Annotated in this window: 6 protein-coding genes; 4 read left to right on the forward strand and 2 right to left on the reverse strand. The window is 67.2% G+C overall.

The features are described from left to right. Nucleotides 1–6: 6 nt before the first annotated feature. Together galA and AC1DRD_RS00855 are read right to left on the reverse strand one after the other, a co-directional pair. Nucleotides 7–2,916, reverse strand: coding sequence for a beta-galactosidase GalA (gene galA, locus AC1DRD_RS00850; protein ID WP_478039609.1), 2,910 nt, complete (start codon nt 2,914–2,916; stop codon nt 7–9). A 309-nt stretch (nt 2,917–3,225) separates the two neighbouring features. Further along, nucleotides 3,226–3,963 carry a GntR family transcriptional regulator gene (locus AC1DRD_RS00855; protein WP_478039611.1) on the reverse strand — a complete coding sequence of 246 codons (738 nt, stop codon included), beginning with the start codon at nt 3,961–3,963 and terminating at the stop codon, nt 3,226–3,228. A 265-nt stretch (nt 3,964–4,228) separates the two neighbouring features. Between AC1DRD_RS00855 and AC1DRD_RS00860 the strand changes: the two genes are divergently transcribed. From AC1DRD_RS00860 to AC1DRD_RS00875, 4 genes are all read left to right on the forward strand, one after another. Then, complete coding sequence (locus tag AC1DRD_RS00860; RefSeq protein ID WP_478040597.1) at nt 4,229–6,541, forward strand: beta-N-acetylhexosaminidase; 2,313 nt, start codon at nt 4,229–4,231, stop codon at nt 6,539–6,541. After that, on the forward strand, nt 6,538–9,129 hold the full coding sequence (locus AC1DRD_RS00865; RefSeq protein WP_478039613.1) for a beta-mannosidase: 2,592 nt from the start codon (nt 6,538–6,540) through the stop codon (nt 9,127–9,129). The genes AC1DRD_RS00860 and AC1DRD_RS00865 overlap by 4 nt, the downstream gene beginning before the upstream one ends. Next, entirely contained in the window at nt 9,126–11,690 is a 2,565-nt protein-coding gene (locus AC1DRD_RS00870) for a glycoside hydrolase family 3 C-terminal domain-containing protein (protein WP_478039615.1), read from the forward strand. Before AC1DRD_RS00865 ends, AC1DRD_RS00870 begins: the two co-directional genes overlap by 4 nt. A gap of 81 nt (nt 11,691–11,771) precedes the next feature. Beyond that, nucleotides 11,772–13,694 (forward strand): alpha-L-fucosidase, encoded by a 1,923-nt coding sequence (locus AC1DRD_RS00875; RefSeq protein ID WP_478039616.1) that lies wholly within the window; start codon nt 11,772–11,774, stop codon nt 13,692–13,694. Nucleotides 13,695–13,713: the final 19 nt, after the last annotated feature.

A 13,713-nucleotide genomic window follows, 5' to 3' on the forward strand; every position in this document is an offset into this window, starting at 1 on the left:
AGGCTTCTAGCGCGCGGTGACCGCCACCGGGCCCAGGATGCCGGAGGGCTGGCCAGCCGGTGCATAGACGAGCAGCGCGACGATGCGCGGTCCGGCGCCGGGCGCGATCGGTGCGCGCAGGGGAGCGGTATCGGTGCCGTCCTTGACGGCTGTTCGGGTGCCGTCGATCCAGAGTTCGGCCCTGCCGCCAACCGCGTCGAACGCGATCATGCCTCCTTCGGCGGCGATACGCTTCCAGGGGATGATGCGCGCTCGATAGAGCCGCCACCCGGGCTGCGCCTCTCCGGGCGTGGGGTCGCCGCTATGGATGAGGTCCCAGCTGTTGTTGTCGCCATCGGCGGGGGCGAGACCGGGATCGGGGCGTTGGGTGAAGGTCGGCGAACGGCGCCAATCACGTAGCTTCAACACGGTCGGAACGACCGCGACCTGCGGGCGCGGGGCGATATCGGCACGATCGAGCTTCAGCACGGCGGGTTTCAGCCCGGACGCTGTGGCGCGGACGGTGATGCGTCCCCGGCCCGCATCGGCGCGGATGATCAACTGGGCCAGGCCATTGAACAGCGACCGTTCGCCCGCAGGCCCCGCAAACTGCTCGGGCTCGTGACTGTTGGGATCGCCATTGCCGACACCCAATAAAGTCGCACCCTCGACCGTGAAGCGCGTCGCCAGATTGGCGGTCGGGACGTGGCGGCCGCGCGCATCGATCGCGTCGATGGTGATCGGCTGGGCGTCCTCGTCGTCGCCGGCCATGACCATGCGCGCGGGCGTAAGTCGCAGCGCCACCGGCGCGCCCGCTGTCTCGTGCACCGCGGTCGCCACCACCTTGCCGCCGCGCATTGCCCGCGCCTCGATCCGGCCGGGAGCATAGGGAACGGTCCATTCATTCCCCATGATGCGGTCGACCCGCTGCACGCCAAGGTCGCGGCCGTTGAGCATTAGCGCCACGGTCTCGGCGTTGCTGGTGACGAAGACCTTGATCGGCTGACCCTCGCGGCCGGGCCAGGTCCAGTGCGGGGCGATCGCCACGACCGGCCGGTCGTCGACCCAGTGTGCGCTGTGGATGTCGAAGGCGGTCTTGGGAAAGCCGCACAGGTCGAGAATGCCGAAGAAGCTGGAGATGGTCGGCCATTCGTGCGGCGTCGGCTCGCCGTGATAGTCGAACCCGGTCCAGACGAAGCCGCCCGCGACGAAGGGGCGCTCGGCGATGTTCTTCCACGATGCGCGGTGCGTGCCGCCCCAGCTTGCGGCATCGGTGTCGTAGGACGTGATGACATGCCCGGCGGGATCGGTGGTGAAGGCGCCGCGCGTCTCGAACGCGCTGGTGTCCTCCGAACTCGTCATCGGCTTGCTCGGGTTGAGCCGGTGAAACTTGTCGTAATCGCCCTGATAATAGTTGAACCCCATCACGTCGACGACGGACGACACGTTGGAAGGAGTGTAGAACGAGCCGTTCATCGCCGCGGTGATCGGCCGGCTGTCGTCGAGCCGGCGGACAGCGGCCGACATACGGCGCACCATCTCCACCCCGGCTTCGGTGCCCTGCATCGGCTCCTCGTTGAACACCGACCAGAGAATCACGCTCGGGTGGTTGCGGTCGCGCCGGACGAGCCATTCGAGCTGGGCGAGATAGTCGGGCGCCGGATTGAAGTTGCGATTCTCGTCCATGACGAGGAAACCCATCCGGTCGCACCAGTCGAGCAGCTCGGCAGTGGGCGCGTTGTGCGACATGCGGATCGCGTTGCAACCCATCGCCTTGAGCCGCTCCAACCGCCAGGCGAGCAGCGCATCGGGCATCGCGACGCCGACCCCGGCATGGTCCTGATGGAGGCAGACTCCCTTGAGCTTGACCGGTCGGTCGTTGACGAACAGCCCCTTGTCGGCATCGAAGCGTATCGTGCGGAAGCCGATCGCGACGCGACGCTCGTCGACGATCTCGCCACCGCGCAGCACGCGGGTCCGCACCGTATGGAGCGTCGGCGTCTCGACCGACCAGCGCGCGGGGGTGCCGGCCTCGAGAGTCAGCGCGGCATCGGCTCGTCCCAGCACGGGGACGGGCACGTCGGTCCGTTCCGTCGCGATCTCGCGGCCGTCGGGATCGAGCAGGGCCGTCTCGACCGTCACGTTCGCAGCGGCGCGATCGATGTTGGCGAGGGTCGCGGTGACGGGGACGCGCCAGTGTCCGTCGGGCCCCTGGCGCGGATCGCAATGGACACCGTCGCTGACGATGGCGACGGGGGCGCGGCGAACCAGCCAGACATGGCGGTAGAGGCCGGCGCCCTCGTACCACCAGCCCTCCTTGGCATCGGCATCGGCGCGCACGACGATCATGTTGGTCTCGTCGCCGAAGCGCGCGAACGGCGTCAGATCGACATAGATGCTGTTATAGCCCGACCAATTGTGCACAGCGAGGCTGCCATTGACCCAGATCGTTGCATTGGTGGCGATGCCGTCAAAATGGAGCTCGATCGTCTTGCCGCGATCGGCCGGGTCGAGCCGCAGCGCGCGCCGGTACCAGCCGATGCCGCGCGGGCGATACCCTTGCGAGACGTTCGCGGTGCGGACGAAGGGTTGCGCCGCCGCCCAGTCGTGCGGCAGCCGCACTTCCGCCCAGTCCGAATCGTCATAGGCCATCGCCGCCGCGCCGCGCGCATTGCCGGCCTTGACGCTCATATAGGTGTCATCGTGCCCCTGCGGCTCCGGCGTCGGGACGTCGCCTTGATGGAAACGCCAGCCCAATTCGAGGCGCGTGCGTGAGGGATCGGGCTCGGGGAGCCGCGGCAGGAGGCGCCGCTGGGGCTCCGGCATCGGAAAGCCGTCGCCATCGCCGCTCCCGTGCGTGGCAATCGCCGCCTGTCCGGGCACCGCAAGCAGCGCGCCCACACCGGCACCTCCGAGGAGAAGTTGGCGACGATCCATTGCTGATACTCCAACACGATGCGGGGAATGCGGGGTGCCCAGAGCGTGATGACGTGAGTTTGCCCCGTCGTGACGGAGCGGATTTTGGCGCAGGGCGAGGAACGAGGAGCGGAGCGATGCATAATGCATCGTGACCGACGAGAGACGCTGCCATGCGCCAAAAGGCGCCCGCCGCTTTGCGGTTGCCCGGGCGCGCCCGCTGGTCTGCGTCGCGGTCCTTGCGCGTAGCGCCGCTACGCGCTGCACGCCGCTCCTTGCCAGCGAACACGCCCGGGCAATCACGACGGGGCAAACCCACGTCATCACGCTCTAGACGTCGCTCAATTCGGCGACGAAATCATAGGCGTCGCCGCGATAATAAGAGCGGGTGACTTCGGCCGGGCGGCCATCGCGCAGAAAGGCGCGGCGCTCGATCAGCAGGCCGGCATGGCCGGGATCGACACCGAGCATGCGGGCATGCTCGCCGCCAAAAGGTACAGCCCTGAGTCGCTGCAGCGCGCGCACCGGCCGATTGCCGACTTTTTCGAGCGCGCCATAGAGCGAGTCCTCGACCGCATCGACCGAGGCGAGGCAATAGCCCGCGATGGTCGAGAATTCGAGCGCCATCGGTTCGTCATCGGCATAGCGGATGCGCGCGAAGCGGAGCACCGGCGCGCCTGGCGACAGCCCCAGCATCATCGCTTCTTCCGGGTTCACCTGGCCGGGTGCGCGCGAAATCCAGCTGCTGCTCGCCCGGCGGCCACGCGCCGCCATGTCCTCGGTGAAGGAGGAGAGCTTGGAGAAACTCTTTTCGACACGCCCGGCAACGAAGGTGCCGGCGCCGCGCCGGCGGGTGAGCAGCCCCTCCTCGACGAGCCGGCCGATCGCCTTGCGCACGGTGATGCGCGACACGTTATATTCGGTGGCGAGATCGCGCTCGGGAGGGATCGCGTTGCCGGCGACGAGGATGTCGGCGCCGATCGCGTCGCGAATGAGCTGTTCGAGCTGGAGGTAAAGCGGGGACGGATTGTCCTCGCGCAAACGTCCCATCTGATCCGAAAACGCCATCAACTCCTCCCCCCGGGAGGCATCTTGTCGCCATCGCTGCCTCGCATGAGGTAACGCTATCGCAACCGGCCCGGTCGGGCAATGGGATGGTAGTGGATTTATATTGGTATCTACCGATGAAACCGCTCCTGAGTAGAGGTTGGCGTAGGGGCAGGAGCAAAAAAGTGGGAGCGGTAACAGTCTCCTATTGTGCCATAGGATCTATATTGGTTACACGTTCGGCGGCCGCGCCGGCCGGCGGAGGATGAAGATGCGGATTGCCGGGATGCGGCTGCGGAATCTGACTTGGGCGATAGCGTTCTGCAGTTCCGCGGCTTTCGCACAGGCATCCGATCCGCTCCCGTTGACACCTCTTCCCCAGTCCGTGGTGCGCGGCACGGGCAGCTTCACCGTGTCGGACGATGCGACGATCGGTACCGCACCGGATGACAGTGGCGCCAAGGCCGCGGCGCGCGTGCTGGCGGCGCATGTGAGGATCGAGCGCGGTCTAATGCTGGCTCCGCGAGAAGGCGCAGGCACGATCACGCTTGCGCGCGACGCTTCGATCCGCGGCGACGAAGCCTATCGGCTCGTGGTCGACGCGCGGGGCATCCGCATCAGCGCCTCGGGTGACCGCGGATTGCTCTACGGCGCGATGACCGTCGCCCAGCTGCTGAGCCCCGATCGCCGCTTCGGCGCGCCGGTCAAGGTGCCGGCGGTGGCGGTCGAAGATGCGCCCCGCTTCGGCTGGCGCGGGCTAATGCTCGACGTTGCCCGCCACTATCAGCCGATCGAGGCGATCTACGTGGTGGTGGACCAGATGGCGTCGGTGAAGCTCAACACGCTGCACCTGCATCTGACCGACGACCAGGGCTGGCGCTTCGAAGTGAAACGCTATCCCAAGCTCACCGAGCTGGGCGCGTGGCGCACGCCCCCTTCGGCCGGTGGTTCGCCTGGCGCCAAGGTGGGCGGCTTCTACACCCAGGACCAATTGAAGGCGTTGGTCGCCTATGCCGCCGAGCGCGGCATCACCATCGTCCCCGAAATCGACCTGCCCGGACATGCCCAGGCGCTGGTCGCGGCCTATCCCGAGTTCGGCGTGTTCGGCGACCGGCCCAGTGTCTCCCACGACTGGGGGGTCAATCCCTATCTGCTCAACCCCGGTCCCGAGGGCGTCGCCTTCGTCAAGCAGGTGCTCGACGAGCTGATCGCGGTGTTCCCAGGTACGTACATCCATCTCGGCGGCGACGAGGCGATCAAGGATCAGTGGCAGCGGTCCCCGCAAGTCCAGGCCCAAATCAAGGCACTCGGGCTGAAGGACGAGGATCAGCTGCAGAGCTGGCTGATCGACGAATTCGGCAGTTACCTAGCCGCCAAAGGTCGGCGCCTGATCGGCTGGGACGAGATTCTCGAGGGCGGGCTGCCGCCATCGGCCTCGGTGATGTCGTGGCGCGGCGAGAAGGGCGCGGTCGACGCCGCCAACCAGAATCACGACGTGGTGCTGAGCCCCGCGCCGACCTTGTATTTCGACAGCCTGCAGAGCGATCGCGCCGACGAACCGCCGGGGCGGCTTTCGATCCAGACGCTCGCCGATGTTTATAAATATGAGCCGATGCCCGTGGGGATTGATGCCGACAAGGCGAAACATGTGCTCGGTGCACAGGCCAATGCGTGGAGCGAATTCCTCGTCACGCCTTATCAGGTGCAGCACATGCTCTTCCCTCGCGCCGCGGCGCTTGCCGAGATCACCTGGTCGGCGAAGGGGAAGCGCGATTTCCCTGATTTCCTCGCGCGGCTCGATCCCCAGATCCAGCGCTGGCGGCGCTCGGGCGTGGAGGTCGCCGACAGCGCCTTTGCGGTGGGATTCCGGCTCGAGGGCACGCGCGGCGCGGCATTGCGCGCGAACCGGGTGCGCGTCGCGCTCGCGACCCAGGCGCCTTACGGCACGATCCGCTATACGCTCGACGGCAAGGCGCCCGGCGCGACATCGTCCGTCTACAAGACGCCGCTGGAGCTCAAGCCCGGCGTGACGATCCGCGCCGCGGCGTTCGACGCCGCCGGCCAGGCGACCGCTCGGCCGCGTAGCTTCGACACTGGCCGGACGGCGCTGCTCACGCGGACCAGCTCCGAGCTGGTTGCCTGTCCGCACGGCGCCTTCGGCCTGCGTGTGCCGCTGACCTCGGAGGCGACCGACAACGCGCCCGCGTTCAACGTCAATTTGTTCGACACGTGCAGCGCCTATCCGGCGGCACCGCTCGATCTGGCCAGGAGCTTCACCGTCGACGTTGCCCGGCTGCCACGGCACTATGGGCTCGCGCACGAGGCCAAGGCGCTGCGCGACCATTATAATATCACCACTTATGGCGAATTGGTGATCGTCGCGCGCTGCATCGCCGCAGCCAAGGACAAGGCAATCGCGCCGATCGTGGTCGCCACATTCCCGCTGCCCGACCCGGCGGCGGCGCCCGCGCGGTTCAGCGTCTCGGGCGCTCTGCCGGCGATGGCGGGTGACGAGGATCTCTGCTTCCAGTTCACCGCGCCGCTGTCCGGCCCCTATTATGCGGTCGAACGCGCGATACTCCGGGAGACGACGAAATGAGGTGGGGTAGGCTCGCGCTGTTGCTGCCGGCGCTCCTCGTCAGCGTATCCGCCTGGGCGGCGCCGCGCGAGACGGTATCGCTCGACGGGGCGTGGGAAGTAAGGATCGATCCCACCGACCAGGCGGCGAAGGCGCACCCTAAAGAGGCGCGATGGTTTCCCGCGCACGTGCCGGGCAGCGTCCAGCAGGACCTGATCGCCGCCGGTCGGGTCCCGGATCCTTTCAAGGGGATCAATGAGGCACCGATCCAATGGGCAGGGCTGACGAACTGGCAGTTTCGCCGGGTGATCGACGTGACGCCAGCGATGCTGGCGCGCGGGCGTGTCGATCTGGTGTTCGACGGGCTCGACACGTTCGCGACGGTGACCGTGAACGGCAAGCAATTGCTGACCGCCGACAATGCGCATCGGCGCTGGCGGGTCGATGCCAAAGCGGCGCTGAAGCCGGGGCGCAACGAGCTGATCGTCGCCATCGCCTCGCCGATCCGGACGCTCCAGCCGATGGTGCTGGCCACGCCCAATCCGCTGCCGGGCGAATATGATTCCGCGTTCGGCGACGAGCCCAAGGGCAAGCAGACCTCGCCTTACATCCGCAAGCCCAAATATCAGTACAGCTGGGACTGGGCGCCACGGCTGGTCGCCATTGGCCTATGGCGGCCGGTGCGGCTCGAGGCGTGGGACGAGGCGCGGATCGACGGCTTCCGCGTGGACCAGGAAGCGATCAACGACAATGAGGCGCGGCTGGTCGCGCGCTGGCGGATCACGGCCGATGGCCCAGCGAACGTGACGGTGCGGGCGCGGGTGACCGGGCCGGACGGCAGGGCCATCGAGGTCAGCCGCGCCGCCAGCCTGATTGCCGGCGACAATTGGGTGAGCGCGCCGATCGCGATCGAGAAGCCGCAGCGCTGGTGGCCGGTCGGCTATGGCGCGCAGCCGCTCTATTCGGTCGAGGCGCTGCTCGACACTGGCGGCGGGGCCAGCGACCGTGTGGTCCAGCGGATCGGGCTGCGCACCACCGAGCTGATCCGCAAGGACGGTAGCTTCGGCTTCCGGATCAACGGCGTGCCGATCTTCGCCAAGGGTGCCAATCTCGTTCCGTTCGACAGCTTCCCCACGCGCGTATCCGACGCGCAGATGCGCCAAATCCTGCAAAGCGCGCGCGACGCCAATATGAACATGATCCGGGTCTGGGGCGGCGGTTATTATCTGGACGATGCTTTCTATACGCTCGCCGACGAGATGGGCCTGATGATCTGGCAGGACTTCATGTTCGGCGGAGCGGTGACGCCGCCCGATGCGGCGTTCCGCGACAATGTGCGGGTCGAGGCCGAGGAGCAGGTCGAGCGGCTCCAGCCGCATCCCGCTTTGGTCGGCTGGTCGGGCGGCAACGAGATCCTGGCGGGCTGGGAGAATTGGTCCGACCGCAAGGACTTCAAGAAGCGCGTCGGCGCCGACGAACAGGAGCGGATCGGTACGGGCATGGCGGTGCTGTTCGACCGCGTGTTGCGCGACGCCGTGCTGACCCGAGCACCGGGCACGCCCTATTGGCCGGGCTCGCCCTCTACCGATTATGAAGGGCCCATCGACACCGGCAAGGATGGTGACCGGCATTTCTGGGACGTGTGGTCGGGCTCCAAACCGGTCGAGCGCTATCTCGATTCCTGTCCGCGCTTCATGTCCGAATATGGTTTTCAGGCGATGCCGGACCTGTCGACGATCCGCGGCTTCGCGGGCAAGGGGCCGCTCGCGATCGACAGCCCGGTGCTCAAGGCGCATCAGAAGTTCCTGGCCGGCGAGGGCAATAGTCGCCTTCAACTCTATCTCGACCAGCGGCTGCGCAAGCCCCGCGATTTCGCCGATTTGGTCTATCTCACTCAGGTCAACCAAGCCCAGGCGATCGAGATGGCGGCCCGGCACCACCGCGCGTGCCGTCCGGTGACCCTGGGCTCGCTCTATTGGCAGCTCAACGACACATGGCCGGCAATCTCGTGGTCGAGCATCGACTATAATGGGCAGTGGAAGCTGCTCCAATATGCGGCGCGGCGCTTCTTCGCGCCGCAGGCGATCGTCGCCGAGCATAAGGACGACGCCACACGCATCGCACTCGTCTCCGACGCGACCGCCCCGATCGCGGCCGAATGGCGCATCCGGGCGTTCGACATGGCCGGTAAGCCGATCGGCACGAAGAGCGCCAAAGTGACGCTCGCGCCGTTGGGCGCGCAGGAAGCGGCGAGTATCGCCGATGCCGATCTGTTCGCGGGCACCGATCCCAAAGCGAGCTTCGCCGTCGCCGAGTTGCTGGTCGACGGACGCGCCGTCTCGCGCACGATCGTCGAACGCGCGCTGCCCAAGGACATGACCTATCCGGCGCCCGCGCTCACTGCGCGCTGGGACGGCAAGCGCGTGACGATAACCGCGGGCGCGCTTGCCCGCGCGGTGATGCTCGATTTCGGCGACCTCGCCGCGCAGCCGAGCGATGATGGGTTCGACCTGCTCCCCGGCGAGAGCGTGACAATCGACGTGGTATCCGACGCATCCGGTGCGGCGCTCCGCAAGGCCCTCACTTTGCGCACATTGGGGCCGCAATGAGCATTCCGCTGATCCTGCTCGCCTTGTTCGGGCCCGATCCCGACGCCGTGGCCAAGGCGGTCGATACGATGACCGTCGAGGAGAAGGCGGCGCAACTCCAGAATACGGCCCCCGCCGATCCCGAGGCCGGGCTTCCCGCTTATGACTGGTGGAACGAAGGGCTGCACGGGCTGGCCCGCGACGGCGATGCCACCGTCTTTCCCCAGGCGATCGGGTTGGCCGCAACCTGGGATACCGACCTGATGCGGCGCGTCGGCGATGTGGTCGCGACCGAGGCGCGCGCCAAGTTCAATGCGCGCCCGATCGGGGCCGATCGGCGGATCTATGAAGGGCTGACGATCTGGTCGCCCAATATCAATATCTTCCGCGATCCGCGCTGGGGCCGCGGCCAGGAAACCTATGGCGAGGACCCGTATCTGACCGGGCATCTCGGCGTAGCCTTCATCCAGGGCTTGCAGGGTCCCGACCCCGCCCACCCCAAGGTGATCGCCACGCCCAAGCATTTCGTGGTGCATAGCGGCCCCGAGGCGGGGCGCGACGGCTTCGACGTCGATCCCAGTCCGCAGGACCTGGAATCGACCTATCTCCCCGCTTTCCGGCTGGCGGTGACGGAGGGCAAGGCGCGGTCGCTGATGTGCGCGTACAACGCGATCCATGGCGTTCCCGCCTGCGCGCTGCCGTCGCTGATGATCGACCGCCTGCGCCGCGATTGGGGTTTTACCGGCTTTACCGTTTCCGACTGCGATGCCGTCGCAAACATCTCTCTGTATCACCATTACCGGCTCGACACGGCGGCGGCCGCCGCCGCGGCGATCAAGGGCGGCACCGATCTCAATTGCGGATCGGCCTATGCCGCCTTGCCGCAGGCGGTGAAGCGCGGGCTGGTGAGCGAGGCCGAGATCGACACCGCACTCGTCCGCGCGCTCTCGGCGCGGCAGGCGCTCGGCATCGTCTTTGGCGCCGCCAGCCCTTGGAACCGGATTGCTCCCGACGCGGTCGGCGCGCCGGCGCATCGCGCGCTGGCGCTGGAGGCGGCGCGCAAGGCGATCGTGCTGCTCAAGAACGACGCCGGACGGCTGCCGCTCGCGCCGGGCAGTCGCGTCGCCGTGATCGGCGCCGATGCCGACGATCTGAACATCCTCGAAGCCAATTACCATGGCACTGCCGTCGATCCCGTCACGCCGCTGGAGGGCATCCGTCGCCAGTTCGGCGCGACCAATGTGCGTTATGCCCAAGGCTCGACACTGGTCGATGGCGCGCCCGTGCTGGTACCCGAGACCGCGTTCACGACAGACGGCAAGCCCGGGCTGAAGGCTGAATATTTCGCGAGCGCGACCGTGGCCGGCACACCGGTCGCGGTGCGGCAGGATCGGCGGATCGACTTCAACTATACGCGCGCCGCGCCGCTTGCCGGGCTCGACCCTCGGGGCTTCGCGGTGCGCTGGACGGGGGTGCTCGTGCCGCCGGGCCCGGGCCGCTACACGCTGGCGATTGATATTCCGGCGTGCTGGAAGGATTGCAAGACGCACGACGCGGTGCGGCTGTGGATCGACGGCAAGCCGCTCCACCAGGGGCCGCTCGGCAAGGGGCGCGTCGAGCTTCCGTTCGTCAGCGACGGACGCCACCACGATTTCCGGCTCGAACTCGACCATCACGGCGAGGATGAGGGGATCAGGCTGCTATGGGTCCCGCCGGCCGAGCCCTTGCTCGCCCAGGCGGTGGCGGCCGCCCGCGATTCGGACGTGGTGGTGGCGGTGCTCGGACTCTCGCCCGATCTCGAAGGCGAAGCGCTGCCGGTGAGCGTGCCCGGCTTTGTCGGCGGCGATCGGACCGATATCGCCTTGCCGCTGGCGCAGCAGCGGCTGCTCCAGTCGCTTCGCGATACCGGCAAGCCGGTGGTGCTGGTGCTGGCCAGCGGCAGCGCAGTCTCGGTGGATCCAGGCATGGCCGATGCGATCCTCGCATCATGGTATCCGGGCGAAGCGGGCGGAACGGCGCTGGCCGAGACGCTGGCGGGGCTGAACAACCCCTCGGGACGCCTGCCCGTGACTTTCTACCGGTCGACGTCGGACCTGCCCGCATTCGTCGATTACGGGATGAAGGAGCGCACTTATCGCTTCTTCACCGGTACGCCGCTCTGGGGTTTCGGCTATGGCTTGAGCTACACCCGCTTCGACTATGCCGGGGTGATGGCGAAGGCGATCGGTACCGCCGCGCCGGTCGATGTGCGCGTCACCGTACGCAATAGCGGTGCGCGGGCAGGCGAGGAAGTCGTGCAGGCCTATCTCGTGCCGCCGGCCGAAAAAGGCACGACGTTCACAGCGCCCGTGCTGCAGCGCCAGTTAGTCGCTTTCCGCCGCGTGCCGCTGGCTCCCGGCAAGACCCAGACGCTGCGCTTCACGCTCGATTCGCGCAGCATCAGCACGGTTGCGCGCGACGGCACGCGTCGCGTCCTCCCGGGCCCCTATCGCCTCTGGGTGGGCGGCGGCCAGCCAGGCATGGCGCCTGGCCAATGGGTCGATTTCACGCTCGGCGGGGAAGCACAGGCATTGCCGAAATGATCGACCATCGCACCTTCGCCATCAGCCTTCCCGCGCTCGCCGACCGGCCGCCATCGTTATACTCCCGCTGAGAGAATCCGCATGACCGAGCTTTCCCGGCGCAGCCTGATCGCCACTGGTCTGGCGGCCGGCGCCGTGCCCGCACTTCCGGCAATGGCAGCCGCGCGTTCGGCTGCGCCCAAGCCGTTCGGCGCGGTGCCCAGCCCGCGGCAGTGGCGCTGGCATGGCCGCGAGCAATATGCCTTCGTCCATTTCTCGATCAACACCTTCACCGACAAGGAATGGGGTTATGGCGACGAGGACCCCAAGATCTTCAACCCCAGCGACTTCGATGCCGACCAGATCGTTGCCGCCGCCAAAACGGGTGGGCTCACGGGGCTGATCCTCACCGCCAAGCATCATGACGGCTTCTGCCTGTGGCCGACCAGGCTGACCGAGCATTGCATCCGCAACAGCCCGTACAAGGCCGGCCAGGGCGACATCGTGCGCGAGATGGCGGACGCCTGCCGCCGCGCGAAACTGCCGTTCGGTGTCTATCTCTCGCCCTGGGACCGCAACCACGCCGATTATGGCCGCCCCGCTTATGTCGATTATTATCGCGCCCAGCTGACCGAATTATGCACCCGCTACGGCGCATTGTTCGAAGTGTGGTTCGACGGCGCCAATGGCGGCGACGGTTATTATGGCGGCGCGCGCGAGGCGCGGAAGATCGATGCGCCGCGCTATTACGATTGGCCGTCGATCGTCGCCTTGGTCCACAAGCTCCAGCCCGATGCCTGCACCTTCGACCCGCTGGGTGCCGACATCCGTTGGGTCGGCAATGAGGACGGCGTTGCCGGCGACCCCTGCTGGCCGACCATGCCCAACGAGCCCTATGACCAGAAGAACGGCAATGCGGGGGTCCGCGGTGGCGCAATCTGGTGGCCCGCGGAAACCGACGTGTCGATCCGCCCGGGCTGGTTCTATCATGCCGACGAGGATTCCAAGGTCAAAAGCCCCGAACGGCTGATCCGGCTCCACGACGAATCGGTGGGGCGTGGGACCAATCTGAACCTCAACATCCCGCCCGATCGCCGTGGGCGGATTCCCGACCAGGACGTGCGGATCCTCAAGTCGTTTGGCGACGCGATCCGCGCCACCTTTGCCCGCGATCTGGCGCGGGATGCGGTCGCGCATGCCAGCCACAGCCGTGGCCCCGGCTTCGAGCCGGCGCGCGTGCTCGACGGCGATCGCGAGACCTATTGGGCAAGCCCCGACGGCGTGGTCGGTCCGACGCTGACGCTCGATCTCAAGCCGGGGACGCGCTTCGATGTGATTCGCCTGCGTGAGTATCTGCCGCTCGGCGTGCGGGTGACGCGCTTCGCGGTCGATGCGGAGATCGATGGCGCCTGGCGCACGCTTGCCGAGCATGACTGCATCTCGGCACAGCGCGTGATCCGGCTCGACGCGCCGATCGCGCCGCGCCGCGTGCGGCTGCGCGTGCTGGATGCGCCGGTCTGTCCGGCGATCAGCGAGTTCGCGTTGTTCCGTGCGGTCGCGCCGGTGCCCGTGCCGGCGATCGTCTCGAGCGACCCCAATGTGCTCGACGTGACCAAATGGAAGGTCGTGTCCGCCAGCGCGCCCGGTGCGGAGAGACTGCTCGATAATGATGTGGCGACGATCTGGGTTCAGGCGCGCCCGACGCCTGATGCGCCCGCGCAGGTGACGATCGATCTGGGTGCGGATACCAACCTCGCTGGATTCAGCCTCACTCCCTCGCGTCAGGTGATGACCGACGCAGCGCCACCCAAAGGCTATATCGCCGAAACGAGCCTGGATAATACCAATTGGGAACCAGCGGCGGCGGGCGAATTCGCCAATATCGCTTATGCGCTGTCCACACAGCGAATCGCCTTCGCAAGAAGGCGCCGCACTCGCTATCTGCGGTTGACCTTTGCTGAAGCGGCTGTGCCGGCGGCGAAGCTCGCGATCGCGGGCATAGGCGGATTTGTCGCGCGTCCATAGCGCCGAACGCTTCCCAAGC

The organism is Sphingomonas sp. P4_G2, from assembly GCF_056401155.1.

Excerpts from the sequence above, each read along its gene's own strand:
- AC1DRD_RS00860 (WP_478040597.1), top strand. The coding sequence starts at position 4,229 with ATGCGGCTGCGGAATCTGACTTGGGCGATAGCGTTCTGCAGTTCCGCG.
- AC1DRD_RS00875 (WP_478039616.1), top strand. The coding sequence starts at position 11,772 with ATGACCGAGCTTTCCCGGCGCAGCCTGATCGCCACTGGTCTGGCGGCC.
- AC1DRD_RS00865 (WP_478039613.1), top strand. The coding sequence starts at position 6,538 with ATGAGGTGGGGTAGGCTCGCGCTGTTGCTGCCGGCGCTCCTCGTCAGC.
- galA (WP_478039609.1), bottom strand. The coding sequence starts at position 2,916 with ATGGATCGTCGCCAACTTCTCCTCGGAGGTGCCGGTGTGGGCGCGCTG.
- AC1DRD_RS00855 (WP_478039611.1), bottom strand. The coding sequence starts at position 3,963 with ATGGCGTTTTCGGATCAGATGGGACGTTTGCGCGAGGACAATCCGTCC.
- AC1DRD_RS00870 (WP_478039615.1), top strand. The coding sequence starts at position 9,126 with ATGAGCATTCCGCTGATCCTGCTCGCCTTGTTCGGGCCCGATCCCGAC.